This window comes from Chitinophaga sp., from assembly GCF_036569185.1.
In the GTDB taxonomy this organism is placed as follows: domain Bacteria; phylum Bacteroidota; class Bacteroidia; order Chitinophagales; family Chitinophagaceae; genus Chitinophaga.
This window is the reverse complement of record NZ_DATCRD010000150.1, coordinates 1-14797: the sequence shown is the minus strand read 5'-3', so window position 1 is coordinate 14797 and position 14797 is coordinate 1. Positions and strand designations below refer to the sequence as shown.

Sequence of the window (14797 nt, the reverse complement as noted above, 5' to 3'; positions counted from 1 at the left end):
CTTAGAATATCCCTTTTTCATATCAATCCTTCCAGCTGCCTGAATACAGCGATCACCTCCACTCCTTTGGGGCTGAGCTGGTACTCAATGTGAAGCGGTTTTACCTTAATGGTGTTCTTTTTCAGCAGTCCATGTTCTTCCAGCTCCCGGAGGGCTACCGATATAGACTGGCGGTTGGCATCCGGGATATCGCGCAGTAAGCCGCTAAAGCGCACAGGGCCGGCTGTAGCGAGACGGAAAATTTCCGCTTTATACTTTCCGGATAATAATTTGAGCAGAGCCTGCGCCGGACAGGTTTCATGGGTGGTAGTATTATTGGATGTGGTCATATTAATCTGACTTATTGCCGGATTGAATTAAACTTTGAATCTTTGAGCCGCAAAGATAGCCATTAACAGGCTTTTTACAGCAGAAAAGAAGCCAGATGCCTGGCCTGCATCCTCGTCTTAACCCCAAAAAATCTTCCGTCACCGGTGAAGAAAGGAAAGGATACCGGACCTCCCGAAAAGGTACATTGATAAAGAGTTATCGTTCTACAAGCTCCTTCACACGATCTCCGTACAGGTCTGTTTCCCCGGTATTTATCTTCAACAGTTTAAACCAGCGTTTAAACGTATTAACAAACACCAGCAGCATTAGCAGCATAGCCAGGATGGCGAGAACAGCCAGTAAATACTGCCCTTTGGGTAAATACACCTTGCTCACCTGTTCATACCCGGCCCAAAAAGTAATTACAGCCATAAATACGCCTGGTATAGCGGAACATAAGGCATATCGCCCCCTGTTCATTCGGATAAGCATTGTTGTACACACGATCAGCCCGCATGCGGCCAGTAATTGATTACTGATACCGAACAAAGGCCAGATACTGCTCACATTTCCTGTATAAACAAGATATCCCCACGAAAAGGTAAAGATCAGACTGCTGATAATGATACCGGGAGTCCAGTTTTTATCATTAAACCTGGGGATGACACCACCCAGCATTTCCTGCAGGAAAAACCTGCCCACCCTGGTACCGGCATCTATCGCCGTTAAAATAAATACCGCCTCAAACATAATGGCGAAATTGTACCAATACGCCATCACATTCTGCATAAAAGGAATCTTATTAAAGATATGAGCCATTCCGACAGCCAGTGAAACTGCACCACCGGTTCTGCCTTGTAAGTCAACGCCTATTTTCTCACTGAAGTAATTCAGATCAACTGAGTGTAAAGAAGGATGGGCTGCAAGGAATGCTTCGTATGTATCTTTTGGAGTATTGATCGCAAAATAATCTCCCGGGGCCAGCGTGCAGGCTGCTATTAACGCCATCAGCGCTACAAAACCTTCCACCAGCATAGCGCCATAACCCACAAAAAGTATTTCTTTTTCATTTGTCAGCATTTTCGGCGTTGTTCCTGTAGCAATCACTGCATGAAAACCCGAAATAGCGCCACATGCAATAACGATAAATATAAACGGCAGGACCGGTCCGCCGATCACAGGGCCACCGCCGTTTACAAAACTGGTGATGGCTGGCATTTCGATGGTGGGATGTACCAGGATCACACCTACAGCCAGCATGATGATCGTTCCGATTTTGAGATAGGTGGATAAATAATCCCTTGGTACCAGCAACAGCCATACGGGCAATATAGAGGCTAGAAAACCGTAAAGGGTAATAGCAATAGAAATGGTTCCTACCTTCCAGTGAAAAAGGCTGTTCACTATACTGATCTTCATCAGTTCATGCCCTCCAACAATGGCGGCAATGAGCAATACGCCGCCTAAGATGCTGGCAAAAGCAACGCTGTTCTTTTTATAACGCATGATCAGGCCCATGATAACGGCAATGGGCATAGTAGCTATTACCGTAAATAAAGACCAGGACGCTTCATGCATGGCGCTGATGCAGGCCAGTGAAAGTCCTGCAAGTGTGAGGATCAGGATAAAAAGCACTGCCAGTCCTGCAATCAGCCCGGTGCCTTTGCCAATCTCCTTAGCGGCAATGGTAGCCAGACTTTGTCCTTTATGCCGCACGGAAGCAAACAGCACTACCATATCATGTACTCCTCCGGCCAGCACACAACCTATTAAAATCCATAAGGTACCCGGCAAGTAGCCAAACTGGGCGGCCAGCACCGGTCCTACCAATGGGCCGGCAGCTGCTATGGCCGCAAAATGATGCCCAAACAGTACATTCCGGTTAGTGGCCACATAATCTTTTCCATCGGCAAACTCAATGGCCGGCGTTTTGTGCGCATTATTCAGCTGCAGCACCTTATTAGCCATAAATATGCCGTAAAACCTGTAAGCAATGGCGAATATCAACAGGGCTGCAAATACCAGGGTGAGCGCATTAGCGCCATTTAAAAACTCCATTATTAGAATAAAATTATCATGCTGATCAACAGGCACCGGCAAAACCGCATCGTCTTATACCGTATGACAAGGCTTTAAGATAATACTGATTTTTGACTTTTTTCTTTAATTCCTGCGGCTGAGAGAAGAAGCATTTTCAGGATTCTTTGGTAAAACAATGAAAAACGCATTTTCCTGCTGTGTTACAGAATACCGGCCGGATATAAGTTGCTTACTTCTTTATTCCTTTATACGATTGAATGTTTGTTCAAAGTCATTTTCCCAGGTTGTGTCGTCCCTGGATAATTCTCCCTTACTAACTATGGTATTGCCGTCATCAGAAACTGTCCAGGTGAATCGTTGTGAAAACCCGGAAACATTTCTCCACCATTTCAATTCATTCCCGTTAAATGAAACATCTATTTTCCTTGAAACTTTTCGTTCGTCGAAGTAGAGCATAAAATATCCACCGGTAGTATCATCGCTACCGAAAACTGCGATACCGCTGGGGATGCCTTCTTCATCAATTTCGGAATGCATAATCAGGAAAGCACCACCTTCCATCCATTTGAATGACGTATGCCCGTGAAAAGAAGTTCCGGGGAAATAGGGATGTGTTCCAATAGTTTTCCATTCTCCAATCAATATCTCAAAAGGTTTAAGTGCAGGATTCGGTATTGCCGCTTCGTGTGGTGAGCTTTTCATGATCTTTTTTTAATGAGTGGTATATGGTTTCGTATAGCACTATCCTGGGTCATTCCGGTGGCCTGCGGAACTGTTGAATGAGACGACCATTCTCATTCGTATAATAAACTGATTTGCTTTACAAATATATCCAGTCCTTTGCAATATTTAAATTCATCTTCCTTGTATATATTCCATTATGTCCAGTTTAATAATTTCCCAATGCTTTCCCATTAAACAAACAGGTTCAAAATCATCATCGGCATTCCCAAAATTCACAAAGTTCTTTTGGATAACTATTTCATCATGATTAAATGGATAACGCTGCTGATGAAGAGAAATCATTTGCTGGGGTGAATATCTGTCTATTAATTCATGTAAATCCCAAAAGTCTTTCTTGCGGCCACCGCGTTGTATCACATCTAACTTCATTGCAATTATTTCTTCAATAGTTGCCATCCGGACATTATCCACTTTAAATATTGGTTGAATAAACTTATCCGTATAATAAAGATCAAGTTTTATTGCGTCCTCCTCACTGTTGCCAACAAAATATGATCTCCCGAAAGCAATCGGGCCGGGGATTGGGTCAGTAACATATGAATATGTCTTTCGCAAATAACCGTCTATCCCTTCAAAATCTATCGAATCATAATCAGCATCACTGAATAAATCTATGTCTACAGATAAACGATGCCCCAGTTGCAGGCTAAGTGCAGTCCCACCCACAAGTCTGAAATGTTTGAATAAGTCACAATTCATTATTTGCAGGAGAATCGATTTTAATAACGGGTTAACTGTATTCCAATATAATTTAGCTGGCATTCTTAGAGGCAGTTTTATCTTTTAATATATTATCAACTACTGAACTGCCATAAAAACGAATAATCTCCTGTTTTTCCTGATCATTCCCTCTTTCAAATACTCTTTGAATAACCGCGCGCTTTTGTTTTTGCCAGTCAATCTGTTCCATCTTTGTATCCCAAAATAATACGCGTCTCAATTTGGGAAAGTCAGAGGGTTTGTGCGCCTGTTTAATTTTTTCCTCTTTTATTTCAAAGAATATCTGCAAGGTCATAAAATAGCCCTCTTCTAAGCCTAGTGCATGCTCAATTTTTAGTGCAAGTGCTGTATTCATATTTCTTTTACCCTTGGTTATCGCACTAAGTGTTTGGGGATACTCACCGATTGAAAGGGCAAACTGAGCTTTTGAGAGATTTCTCTTTTTCAGACTTCTCTCCAATACAATTCCGGGATGCAATCCTTTTAATATTTGCAGGTCTTCATGCATAAAGCAAAAATAAACAAAATTGTTTATTTTGACAATTCTACCAACTTATCAGATGCTTCATCAAAAAATTGATTATTAACAACTTATAAAAAACATATAGAATCTTCGATAATATTACTCTCCTGCTCCTGGCTAATTCACTCTTTTCCCCGATTCAAAAATCCGTTCATCAACCCCAATACCTCATCAAAGTTGGTTTCCAGCAACATGTGCCCACCCTCAATAATATGTACCTGTGCATCAGGTAAATCCCTTTTGTAACAGTACGCCTCTTCTACACTGAAAAAAACATCATACTTTCCCCACATTACCAGGGCCGGAGGCCGGTAGGTCCGGAAATATTCCTGGAAAACAGGGAACATGTCAATATTGGTTTTGTAATCACAATTCAGCTCAAACTGCATATCTATATTCCCAGGTCTTTTCATCAGTTCCCAGTCGAGCATCCATGATTCGGGACCAACAGCAGGCAGTAATTCTTCAGGCAGCCCGGCAGTATACTGCATCCTGACGCCCTCCCCGCTCAGGAATCCCGCAACTTTTGCTTTCTTTTCAGGGGTAGGGTTTTGCCAATAGTCTTTCGTTTCATCCCACTGGGGACCAATACCTTCATCATATGCGTTACCATTCTGTACAATCATCCGCTCTATCTTCCCGGGATTGTTCACACAAATCCTGAGCCCGATAGGACAGCCATAATCATGAAGATAAATAGTGAAAGATGACAGGTGGATGGCGTCTGTAAATTTATTGATGTATGCAGATATATTCCTGAAAGAATATTCAAATGCAGCGCTATCCGGGAAGGCGCTGAAGCCGAACCCCGGGTAATCGGGCGCAACCAGGTGAAACCTGTCCGACAACGCGATCATCAGGTTTTTAAACATCACTGATGAGGCCGGGAATCCGTGCAAAAGTAACAGAGATGGATTGTTGCTGTTTCCCGCTTCCCGGTAGAAGATATCGATACCATCAACATTAATATACCTGTTAAAAATTTGCCTGGTCATACTTAGTTCTGTTTTATAAAAAATGGAAACTAAATGCGATGAACCGGCGCCAAAGAAAATCACTTTCCAATCCTGTTCTGCATCTGCCCGATTGCCGAAAGAAAATCAGCAAAATCATTCATGGCTAACGGCTTTGAAGTAGAGATCACTTCAAAGATCCCTGTGTCTGATGTAAACATATATTCCGAATAGGCGCATATAGGAAGCCGGTGGTTGCTGCTAAAGCGCTTGTCCGGCCCTCCGCTTTTATTCACATACCGCCAGGTGTAGTCAACCACCTTGGCATCACCAGGTAAAAGTTCCGATTCAATAAACCGGGTAACATTACTGGCAATTTGCAAATTCTTATAAAATACCGCGGCAAAAGTATTGCCACGTTTTATCAGCAAACGTTCCGGCAGGAAAAACAACTCCATATTATTAAGCCATATAGAGGGAATTGCCACATTAGTTATAAAATACGGCATAGGCATTTTGCTCGCTGATACGCCACGTATCCTGGCTCTTTTGATCAGCCTGCCTGCACCTGCATTCCGCTTGTAATCAGTTGTATTTTGAGCGTTGAGATACTGCCAGACCCTTGAAGATTGGGAAAAAGTGGCAAAATGATCTTTGAATTGCTGATAAACCTGTTGATACTTATCGTCCATATCGTAATGAAGTTCCATGCTGAACCGTTTCCTGTCCAGTTTTCTCAACCAGTAAATGAGGGGTGCAAAACAACAAAAGCAAATGATAAGCGCCGGCTGCATTACTTCCTCCCTCCGGCCATAAGGGGTGAATAACAATACCAGCAATATAATGCATAATGGTAAAATACCCCATCGCTTTACGTAGGAAGCCTGCCTGATTTTCTGGTTCAGTTCCGTAATAAACGTCTGCGAATCGGCATCTGTTAGCTGGTCAACACAGGCAGATGCTATATTATCAGCAAATCCATGTAATGGCAACGGAGGCATTGGAGATCCCGCATGCCGCACAGGAACGGCAGGTCCCGATATCTTCTGACGATAGGTGATCCCATGAGAACTTAAGCTCACGTATGTTCCACGGGAGCTTATATTAACACGCGCGCCTTTGAAGCCTAATGAATAACTAATACCCCGTTTAGACAAATTTATCCTGAATGGTGATACACCAAAAGATTTCCGGTAAGACCAGCCCATAACAAAAGATTGTGTTCTGATAAAATAATAGAGAGGATTACCCAGGGTTAATAAGGGTATAGGAAGACAATGAAATATGGTGCTCAAAAATCAGGCGATAGCAATGCTGTATCAGAAGATTCGCGCTCCCAGTCGCAAAGTGTTTTATTACTGCCAACAGCGCTCTTCAGCGTTGTTTTTACAATCCGGTACTGGCAGTCACTTAACCCCCTGCATTCCGCTGTATAATGATACTTCCGGGCATTCTTGCTGTTACAGATATATACCGTTTTGGAACCGGTACATGCAGCAACACCGAAAAGAAAGAATATGAGTACAAAAGTTTTCATTTAGCAGAATATTAAGCGCCCTATCTTCTATGACATCCCGGTGAGCAAAACCTGCATCCATCGGCATTATAATAGATCCTTTTAGCAGTGCTTACCGCCTCCCGGCATGATTCAAATTCTCCCAGGAATACCCGGTGTTCCGCTGCGGGGAGATACTGGCAGGTTTGATCATGCACTTCATGATCGCCGCTGCTGCTCTGCGCCACCTTTGATACATAATAATTCCGTTTCATAATTTTTCACAATTGTTATATATCAAAAGTAGCTATCTGAAGATGATAATTCTTACGGGAAACCGTAACCCTTTATTCTTTTTATATAATGCCCATATCTTTACAAAAGGCGATCAGTTGTTCATTCTTTGTAAATTCAAGTGTTTCTTTTATATAATTCAACCGCTTCTCTATACTGCTTAAACCAGATGGCTTGGTCCCACTTTCGACCAGGTAAGCAGGAATATCTTTCTGGCGCATGCCGTTTGCAAGAAGGGTGATAATCTTTATATCATACTCTGTAAAATCATGTACATTTTTTTGCCTGGTGTTCTGTGTAAGATGCCTTGGAATATAACGTTGATTTTTAGCCACCGTCTCTATTGCCTCTTTAAGCGCTTTTACGTCATTTCTGCCTTTGCATACATAACCATCAATATCCAATTTCTCAAATAGCATTTCAATAGTTGAGGGAATGCACAATACGGAAAAGACGATTATTCTTAAGTCGGGCTGAACCTGGCGAACAGCCGGTATAAGCTCCAATCCGCCGGGAATTTTCTGCACCCGTGTATCTTCTTTAAAATTAAGATCCGTGATCAGCAGATCGTAAGACTGATCATCCTTTACACCTTTCTGTATCCTTGCCAGTGCATCATCACAATAGTACACATAATCTGTTTGATCTATCCCCAGCTCTTCCAGGGTTTTCTCCACAGAAATATTCACGCTTTGGTGATCTTCAGCTATAAGTACTTTTTTAATCATTTCATATTTGCTATTGGAAAAGAAATCTGGATTTTAAGTCCTTTATTTACGTTGGTAAAAGTAATCTCCCCATTTATATTCTTAATACGGTTTTCCGTATTGGTTAAGCCATTCCCAAAACTATAAGCTGGCGGCAGCCCTGCGCCGTTATCTGTATATTGAATTTCCACCTGGTTGCCTGATTGTTTAAACCGGATACCCACATAACTGGCGCCACTATGCTTTTTCATATTAATCATCAGCTCCTGCAGGATATGCTTTACTTCTTTTTGAATATTGGTGCCCACCTTTTCCCAAAGGCCTTTATCATTGCCTGCAGTCACCACCCTTGTGTTATCTGTATTGAATGCTTTCAGCAACCAGGCTATCTCGGCCTGGAAATCGGTGCTGGTAATTTCAGGTTGTTCATAGGAGATATCCCGGGAGCGCTCGTACATATCCTCGATCTTATCCAGCAGGCTTTCTTTTTCAATGGGATGATGCTCAATTTCTGTCATAATGCGGTACAGGCCATTGGCTACTACGTCGTGCACCTTCTGCGAGGTCTTCAGTTTATGATCGCGAATCCTCGATGCCATTTGCTGCTTACGTTTCCGGTTCCAGATGACCACAAGAAAAACACCTAAGATCATGGCCGCTGCCGCGCCATAAATCATTAAACGTTGCTGTATGATCTGTACTTTTTTATCAGCATTCTCTTTTTGCAACTTCAGGTTTTCGATCTTATTTTTTTCCGCATCATAACGGATGAGCGCAAACTGGTTCTTGGCAGTGTTACGGGCGGTTTGAACACTATCGCTTAAATACTGGTATCGTTTGTAGTATTGCCGGATGGTTTGTGACGGACCGAGTAATATCAGTTTTTGCAGCGCTTCTATTTCATCGTCAGGACTATTGAGATGGCGGGCAATTGTATACATCTTATCGGCATACATCAAAGCGGAATCAGGGTGGGAGTTGGCGTAATAATCAGATAAATGGGCGTAACTGGCATTTTGTCCCCAGTAATCATCCTGTTTTATCCTGATCTGTAATGCTTCATTTAATTCCGGGGCCGCCTGGTAAGTGGAATCCTGTAGCCATCTTGCCCGGGCCCTGTTGGACAATACCCTTGCAAATGCCTTTTCATCTTTCTTATTTTTACTTAATATGGAATCATATATGGCAATAGCCTGGGCAAAGGCTTTTATTTTCTGGTAAGCAAGTGCCTTATTGTTTAAAAAGGTTAATTTATAGTCATCATTCTCTGCAAATTTTAAGGCGCGGTCATAATAATCAATGGCTGCGTCGTAATTCTTTAAGTTTAAACTGGTACTTCCCAGTTCATTATAATCCGACGAAATGCAATAGCGGTCATCTGCCTTTTGTTCATTCAAATAGCTGAGAGATGTTAACAGGTTTTCCTGGCTACCGAAGTAATCTCCGGCCCCCGACTGGATCGTTGCCATGCCATTGTAGGCCATCGCAATTTGCAGGCTGTCTTTTGAATTGGAAACAACTTCATTAAAATAATAAAAAGCAGAATCGTCTTTCACGTATAAAAATGATTCTGCCTTCGCTAAATCGGGCTCTCTTTTTACAACGACAACGGTATCCTTCCTGTTACATGCAAATAGGCAGGCGGTTAGTACAAGGGAAAAAAGGGGTGTTCTCAAAATGACAATTTTGCTTGAAAAATAGGATTGTCGATGGAAAAATAAGGAAATAAAATAAAAAAGAGGGGCACAATGGTTAGGTAGGGGCAAAAGAAGATGTCCAAAAAGGGCGCCTTCATTTGTTTTATAAGGGTTTTTGTCTCTAATGTTTTTAGGAGGTTACGCCAGGCGGCCATTGGTTATCACCCTATCACCCTGCGCCTTGTGGCACTGTCCCCGCAGCGGGCATCCTTCACAACGCCTGGCCTGATAGTAGCTCACCCTAAACTGCTGCTCGGTACTGATCTGCGTGTTGTAGGCAGGCTTGAGCTGCCCGTTCTGCATATGGTCGTCTTTTAAACGCATAAAGGTGGCATCTTCATCGCTCTTGCTGTAAGAGTTTCTTTCCCCCTGGGGGTTTCATCACGGCCCGGTTCCGATTGGTCTTTCCTGATCTGTGATTCAATATCCGAGAGAACAGGCTGTATTTTGTGCTCCGGTTTCGCCTTGTTCTTTTCAACTGAACCCTTCCACACAAAAGTGTGACGTCCCGCTGCCGATTCGATCTTCGTTCCGTCCACGTACTGTACCTTCAGGCTCACATAACCCAGTTCGGCAAGCAGACGCACAACTTCGGCAAAAAGGGACTGGATATGACCCCTGAGCCGTTTGCCACGGAAGTAGTTTATCGTACGGTAGTCCGGTGTGCTGTGCCCTGACAGCCACATGAAATGAATGTTCTCCTGTAGGGCCCTTTCGATCCTGCGGCACGACTAGATGTTGCTCAGGTAAGCGTAGAACAGCACTTGATCATCATACGGGGGTGGAAACCTGTCGCGCCGCCTCCTTTGTACTGACTTATGACGTGCTCGATGTTCAACTTATCGACAACCTCGTTCACCAGGCGTACCGGATGGTTGGTGGCTATCTCCGGAAAAAGATTCGGACTATCCCCGACACTTTTTTGTATCGGGGGATCTTTTTTATTGAGGCTTTTTAGACGGCCTCTTGCATGAAAGCGGTTGGACAGAGTTCGAACTTATTGATAGATGGTTTTATGGAAATCGAAAATTTTCTGGAAGTATTCGGGCCTGGCGTAGTGGGACTTTTCAGCACTACGTTGATACGAGACGTCACCCCCTATTAAGATTCAGCTAATGCTTTTTCTGATCCGGCTCAGGGAAGATTGCGTAATGCCCAGGTAAGATGCCAGATAGGAAAGTGGGATGCGGTTGACCAATTGCGGGTACGTTTCCATAAATGCCAAATAACGGGTGGTGGCATCTTCAGAAATCAGTGGGCTGCGTCTTTCAATTTTTTGGATCAGAGATTTTTTGATGATTTTGTTTATTATGCTTTCCCAGCCTACTATTGTATCGGAAATGTCCTCCCAATCAGGCTTCGAAAAAATAATGAGTTTACAGTTTGTAACAGCCTGCACATATCCTGAGGAAGGGATTTTATTGTCAAAACTGTCCAGATCTACGACAAAATTATTTTCATCGATGAAATATTTTGTGACGTCGTTACCCTTGTTGTCGTAGTAACAGACCCGGAGAATACCTTCCAGAATGAACCCGACCTGTTTTGCAATCTTTCCCGCCTCCGAAAAATAATCGTCCTTAGCAAACGTTATTGCCCTTCCTTTTTTCGTTATGAAGTCGATCTGTTGCGGGTTCAGGTTTCCAAACCGCAGCAGATAGTTAATTACTGCTTCCATATTATTTCATCTGGCTCATCACCAATTTGTCAAACATTCTGTCTGATAATATTGTTTTCAGGAATAACATCAATTTAGCGCCTGAAGCTCCCGCGTATCTCGTTTTCGGGCATTTGGCCTCGATGCCCTTTTTTATAAGCCTGGCAATCACTATCGGATCGGATGCGCTTTTCTCAGTCGCCGCATACATTTTACTTACCCCTTTTGCCAAATGGCCGTATGCTGTTTCGCCCGAAATATGGTTCAGATATTCAGTTCCCAATCCCGTCATTTCGGATTTTGTTCCGCCCGGTTCGATCACGATCACATCAATGCCAAACTGTTTAACTTCTTTGCGGAGCGCATCACTCAATCCCTCAATGGCAAATTTACTGGCGTGGTACCACACGCCCATCGGCAATGTCACTTTGCCGCCAATTGATGAAATATTTACGATCTTGCCGTATTTGTTTGCACGCATGGTTGGCAAAACCAATTGCATCAGGCGGGCTGCGGAGAAAACGTTCACGTCGAATTGGTATTTTGCATCAGACATAGGCATGTCTTCCAGTGCTCCGTAGTAGCCGGAGCCGGCATTGTTGATTAAAATATCTATTCGGCCTGCTTCTGCCAGAATTTGTTCCACGCAAGCCAAGAGGCTGTCTTCTTTCGTAACATCCAAAAACAGAGGTTTAATGCCGAAGTTTTTTAACGCTTCCATTCGTTCGACCCTGCGTGCGGCGGCATACACATGATAACCGCATTGTGCTAAAAATATTGCTGTTGCTTTTCCAATACCTGACGATGCTCCGGTAATCAATACTGTTTTCATTTTTCATTCTTTTAGTAATCCTGCAAAGGTTACTCATTTAAAAATCAAAATATTTGCCATATGGCAAAAAGCAATTTCAATGGTCGGACAGGCGAATGCTCAGATATTGGATTGGAACCTATAATTAACTCCCGATAAGCAACTTGAAGAATGTACAGAATGTATCAAAACAGAAGAAGGTCTCCAAAAAGGGCGCCTTCATTTGTTTTATAAGGGCTTTTTTAGGACAAACAATAAAAATCCCCGACACTTTTTTGTATCGGGGAATCTTTTTTATTGAGGCTTTTTAGACGGCCTCTTTATTGTTTGTTATCCTTTTGGAGGAATCGGGGGATGAGGAGGCACATGACCTGTTTCTCCGCCGGTATCGTCCATAGTGGTTACCTGTGAACCATGATTGCAATTTTTTGTCGTATTAGTATGATCGGGACACACCAATGCCCAAAACAAGGCTATAAAAATAGAAAACATTGTAGTAAAGTTTAAAGTGAAGAATTGGGGCGGTCAGCCCACGGACTGCACCGCAAGGGGGTAAGAAGCGCTTCTTACACTTTTTGGGAAGAGAGGGAGAGCATTGATTGCGGAAGCTGGTAATCGCTTCCCAGGCCGGTTATCAACCACCGCTTTCGTTGCTCAGGGTGAAACCAATTCTGCGCAGTAAAAACCGCTAGCTAATGCGGGATCAATTGATTTCGAAGCAAAGATATTTCGGGATAAGTGGTTGATTAGCAACACATTCCAGTAATTCCGCTAATTCCAGTGCGATTCCTGAAATGCCGGCCAGATTCCAGAAATTCCGTTAGTTTCACCCTTATATTTGTAAGATGTATATCGATTATCAGTCGTTAGTCCTCAAAGATTACCAGGAAAAAAAAGCCGGGAATGCGCTTTCACCACGCCTGGAATCTCCCAGTCCTGCAAAAATCAAAGAGGAATGTATTGCTGTTTGTGAAGAGCGGTACCGGGCAAAAGATGAACAGGTACTGAGAACTTTTTTTGGAAAGAAAGATGACCTGGCGGGCTATATCCAGGCGATAAAAAAACACGACAACGATAAGTTTAAACCCCTGGTGAATTACCTGAGAGGCATGGTTGCAAATACCGATCGGAAAAATATTGAGCTGTTGGCATGGCTGATCAACTTTGAGCCCAGGCCTTTTCAGCAGGGAAAAAAGTATGACACCGCCGGGACAGCGCCGGTGGATGAAGAAGAAAGGGAAAGGGAAGTTGTTACGGAGATAATGAAGGGTAATAGGGAAAACGTTGGGGTAATGAGGATGTTTCAGCATGCTCCCGGAAAACAAAAACCCGGTTCTAAAAACCGGGCTATTATTATATTAGCATTCCTTATCATGTTTATTAGTGGTGGTTTTTATTGGCTATTGAAGGATAAGGCGCCGAAAATAGTTTTAACCGGCAAAGAAAGCTGTATGTATTGGGCGGAGGATCATTATGAGCCCGTTTCCTGCAATCAAAAATTTAAGGATACGCTGATAGTGGCCTTAGACTCCGTGAGGCTGCGTCAATTCAAAAAAATAACCCAACCTGATACTATCACTGCCAGGGCAAAAGGACATGTGTGGTATGTGAAGGTAGATAATGGGATAGAGTTTTATACCTCCGATGGTTATCATCCCATATACCACCAGAAGAGGTTAAGGCCGGTAACCGACTACATAATATATAAATATGTCCGTTCCAACTAGGTGGGGCAGTTACCTGCAGCAATCTTTTGAACCTCTGTTGTTCGCGGGGTCATTACCATATTCGTCATTCCGCCGCCACCAGATACCACCTGTCTCATTCCGTCCTTTAGGGGCACGGTCGAGCCACTGGTACATTCCCCATAGCCCATCCAATCCGCGGGCATAGGTGGAATAGGTATGATAAATAACGTCATCTTCCAGTACAAAAGCGCTCATGCCGGGTCTTTCCCGGTGATAAGAGGCCGTGTCGGTACCAGCCATCGCCGCAAACGTATCTTCTGCTTCAGCACCGCCTCCTTCCTCACCCGGGCGCCATTCAAATACAGGTTTCCTGTAGTTATAATCAATATCCCCGGATTGTTGTTGTTCCTTCGTAATACTGACATTGAAATCATAGTTAAAATCGCTGTTATAGGAGGAGGCCCATGGAAAGCTCCAGCCCATCCGCTGCCGGTAAGCCAGCAGTTTTTCAATGGGCGCACGCGATACCGCCCAAAGCATTACATCATGGTTGGCCAGGTGTATGGCAAACCCATTGAACCCGTCGGCAATAGCCGTGCAACTGGGACAACCCGCTGCAAATTCAGGCCCGAACATAAAGTGATAGATCAGCAGCTGGGAACGGCCCCGGAACAAATCAGCCAGGGAAACCTTTCCCTCTGCTGTTTCAAACTGGTAGTCTTTCTCTATTTTTACCCATGGAAGCGATTGCCGGCGCGCCGCCAGCTCGTCGCTACGCCTTGTAAGCTCCTTCTCGGCTTCCAGCAGCTCAAGCCTGGCGGCCAGCCACTCTTCTTTTGAAACCACTTTGTGGTTTTCAGTTCCACCAACGGTTTTCATGTTTGTTGTTTTTATAGGTTTTCGTTGCGATTTAAAACCCTTGCCGGCTGGAAAATCCTGTCCTGAAAGGACAGATGAAAGTATCTTTTCCTGCAATGTAAACTTATAGCATGCCGGTAATAATTACAAAAAAACATGAGGGGTCACGTCCTGAAATAGGTTTACACCTAAAAAGGTGTAAATATGCAAAAATCAAACATTTTAGGTCGAAAGAAACAATCAGGGTTCCGCTCCCCGCATGACGTATCCTTTATGATTAAGGTGGCCAACTACTATTCAG

The 14797-nt window shown here is 43.5% G+C and carries 16 protein-coding genes and 1 pseudogene; 1 reads left to right on the top strand and 16 read right to left on the bottom strand.

Annotated elements, in window-relative coordinates; all coding sequences use genetic code 11:
- Window positions 1–17: 17 nt before the first annotated feature.
- The 15 genes and pseudogenes from VIM72_RS10700 to VIM72_RS10635 form a co-directional block, all read right to left on the bottom strand.
- Window positions 18–329, bottom strand: coding sequence for a helix-turn-helix domain-containing protein (locus VIM72_RS10700; RefSeq protein WP_332002826.1), 312 nt, complete (start codon window positions 327–329; stop codon window positions 18–20).
- A 196-nt stretch (window positions 330–525) separates the two neighbouring features.
- The gene (locus VIM72_RS10695) at window positions 526–2367 is read right to left on the bottom strand and encodes a carbon starvation protein A (RefSeq protein ID WP_332002825.1); all 1842 of its coding nucleotides are present in this window, start codon (window positions 2365–2367) and stop codon (window positions 526–528) included.
- 219 nt (window positions 2368–2586) lie between these two features.
- The gene (locus VIM72_RS10690; protein WP_332002824.1) at window positions 2587–3051 is read right to left on the bottom strand and encodes a hypothetical protein; all 465 of its coding nucleotides are present in this window, start codon (window positions 3049–3051) and stop codon (window positions 2587–2589) included.
- A 153-nt stretch (window positions 3052–3204) separates the two neighbouring features.
- Window positions 3205–3855, bottom strand: a complete 651-nt coding sequence (locus VIM72_RS10685) for a nucleotidyl transferase AbiEii/AbiGii toxin family protein (protein ID WP_332002823.1) — start codon at window positions 3853–3855, stop codon at window positions 3205–3207.
- Window positions 3845–4321, bottom strand: a complete 477-nt coding sequence (locus tag VIM72_RS10680) for a helix-turn-helix transcriptional regulator (protein WP_332002822.1) — start codon at window positions 4319–4321, stop codon at window positions 3845–3847. Before VIM72_RS10680 ends, VIM72_RS10685 begins: the two co-directional genes overlap by 11 nt.
- 137 nt (window positions 4322–4458) lie before the next feature.
- Entirely contained in the window at window positions 4459–5331 is an 873-nt protein-coding gene (locus VIM72_RS10675) for an alpha/beta hydrolase (protein ID WP_332002821.1), read from the bottom strand.
- Between the two features lie 59 nt (window positions 5332–5390).
- The gene (locus VIM72_RS10670; protein ID WP_332002820.1) at window positions 5391–6497 is read right to left on the bottom strand and encodes a DUF4236 domain-containing protein; all 1107 of its coding nucleotides are present in this window, start codon (window positions 6495–6497) and stop codon (window positions 5391–5393) included.
- A gap of 83 nt (window positions 6498–6580) precedes the next feature.
- Window positions 6581–6826: a hypothetical protein gene (locus tag VIM72_RS10665; protein ID WP_332002819.1), complete on the bottom strand. Its 246-nt coding sequence runs from the start codon at window positions 6824–6826 to the stop codon at window positions 6581–6583.
- Window positions 6827–6846: 20 nt separating this feature from the next.
- Complete coding sequence (locus tag VIM72_RS10660) at window positions 6847–7059, bottom strand: hypothetical protein (RefSeq protein WP_332002818.1); 213 nt, start codon at window positions 7057–7059, stop codon at window positions 6847–6849.
- 81 nt (window positions 7060–7140) lie between these two features.
- A complete protein-coding gene (locus VIM72_RS10655) occupies window positions 7141–7806 on the bottom strand; it encodes a response regulator (protein WP_332002817.1) in 666 nt (221 codons plus the stop codon).
- Window positions 7803–9341, bottom strand: a complete 1539-nt coding sequence (locus VIM72_RS10650) for a tetratricopeptide repeat-containing sensor histidine kinase (protein WP_332002816.1) — start codon at window positions 9339–9341, stop codon at window positions 7803–7805. Before VIM72_RS10650 ends, VIM72_RS10655 begins: the two co-directional genes overlap by 4 nt.
- A gap of 279 nt (window positions 9342–9620) precedes the next feature.
- Window positions 9621–9722 (bottom strand): transposase, encoded by a 102-nt coding sequence (locus VIM72_RS32395; protein ID WP_414648990.1) that lies wholly within the window; start codon window positions 9720–9722, stop codon window positions 9621–9623.
- A gap of 3 nt (window positions 9723–9725) precedes the next feature.
- Window positions 9726–10410: pseudogene (locus tag VIM72_RS10645) on the bottom strand (transposase); the annotation flags it as partial.
- A gap of 180 nt (window positions 10411–10590) precedes the next feature.
- Entirely contained in the window at window positions 10591–11160 is a 570-nt protein-coding gene (locus VIM72_RS10640) for a Crp/Fnr family transcriptional regulator (RefSeq protein WP_332002815.1), read from the bottom strand.
- A 1-nt stretch (window position 11161) separates the two neighbouring features.
- On the bottom strand, window positions 11162–11971 hold the full coding sequence (locus VIM72_RS10635) for an oxidoreductase (RefSeq protein ID WP_332002814.1): 810 nt from the start codon (window positions 11969–11971) through the stop codon (window positions 11162–11164).
- Between the two features lie 824 nt (window positions 11972–12795).
- Between VIM72_RS10635 and VIM72_RS10630 the strand changes: the two genes are divergently transcribed.
- Window positions 12796–13677 (top strand): hypothetical protein, encoded by an 882-nt coding sequence (locus tag VIM72_RS10630; protein ID WP_332002813.1) that lies wholly within the window; start codon window positions 12796–12798, stop codon window positions 13675–13677.
- A 9-nt stretch (window positions 13678–13686) separates the two neighbouring features.
- Here the strand turns inward: VIM72_RS10630 and VIM72_RS10625 are convergent, their stop codons facing one another.
- Window positions 13687–14517 carry a DUF899 domain-containing protein gene (locus VIM72_RS10625; protein ID WP_332002812.1) on the bottom strand — a complete coding sequence of 277 codons (831 nt, stop codon included), beginning with the start codon at window positions 14515–14517 and terminating at the stop codon, window positions 13687–13689.
- Window positions 14518–14797: the final 280 nt, after the last annotated feature.

Bases quoted from the DNA above. Each gene is read 5' to 3' on its own strand.
- VIM72_RS10700 (WP_332002826.1), bottom strand. From the start codon at position 329: ATGACCACATCCAATAATACTACCACCCATGAAACCTGTCCGGCGCAG.
- VIM72_RS10695 (WP_332002825.1), bottom strand. From the start codon at position 2,367: ATGGAGTTTTTAAATGGCGCTAATGCGCTCACCCTGGTATTTGCAGCC.
- VIM72_RS10690 (WP_332002824.1), bottom strand. From the start codon at position 3,051: ATGAAAAGCTCACCACACGAAGCGGCAATACCGAATCCTGCACTTAAA.
- VIM72_RS10685 (WP_332002823.1), bottom strand. From the start codon at position 3,855: ATGCCAGCTAAATTATATTGGAATACAGTTAACCCGTTATTAAAATCG.
- VIM72_RS10680 (WP_332002822.1), bottom strand. From the start codon at position 4,321: ATGCATGAAGACCTGCAAATATTAAAAGGATTGCATCCCGGAATTGTA.
- VIM72_RS10675 (WP_332002821.1), bottom strand. From the start codon at position 5,331: ATGACCAGGCAAATTTTTAACAGGTATATTAATGTTGATGGTATCGAT.
- VIM72_RS10670 (WP_332002820.1), bottom strand. From the start codon at position 6,497: ATGGGCTGGTCTTACCGGAAATCTTTTGGTGTATCACCATTCAGGATA.
- VIM72_RS10665 (WP_332002819.1), bottom strand. From the start codon at position 6,826: ATGAAAACTTTTGTACTCATATTCTTTCTTTTCGGTGTTGCTGCATGT.
- VIM72_RS10660 (WP_332002818.1), bottom strand. From the start codon at position 7,059: ATGAAACGGAATTATTATGTATCAAAGGTGGCGCAGAGCAGCAGCGGC.
- VIM72_RS10655 (WP_332002817.1), bottom strand. From the start codon at position 7,806: ATGATTAAAAAAGTACTTATAGCTGAAGATCACCAAAGCGTGAATATT.
- VIM72_RS10640 (WP_332002815.1), bottom strand. From the start codon at position 11,160: ATGGAAGCAGTAATTAACTATCTGCTGCGGTTTGGAAACCTGAACCCG.
- VIM72_RS10635 (WP_332002814.1), bottom strand. From the start codon at position 11,971: ATGAAAACAGTATTGATTACCGGAGCATCGTCAGGTATTGGAAAAGCA.
- VIM72_RS10630 (WP_332002813.1), top strand. From the start codon at position 12,796: ATGTATATCGATTATCAGTCGTTAGTCCTCAAAGATTACCAGGAAAAA.
- VIM72_RS10625 (WP_332002812.1), bottom strand. From the start codon at position 14,517: ATGAAAACCGTTGGTGGAACTGAAAACCACAAAGTGGTTTCAAAAGAA.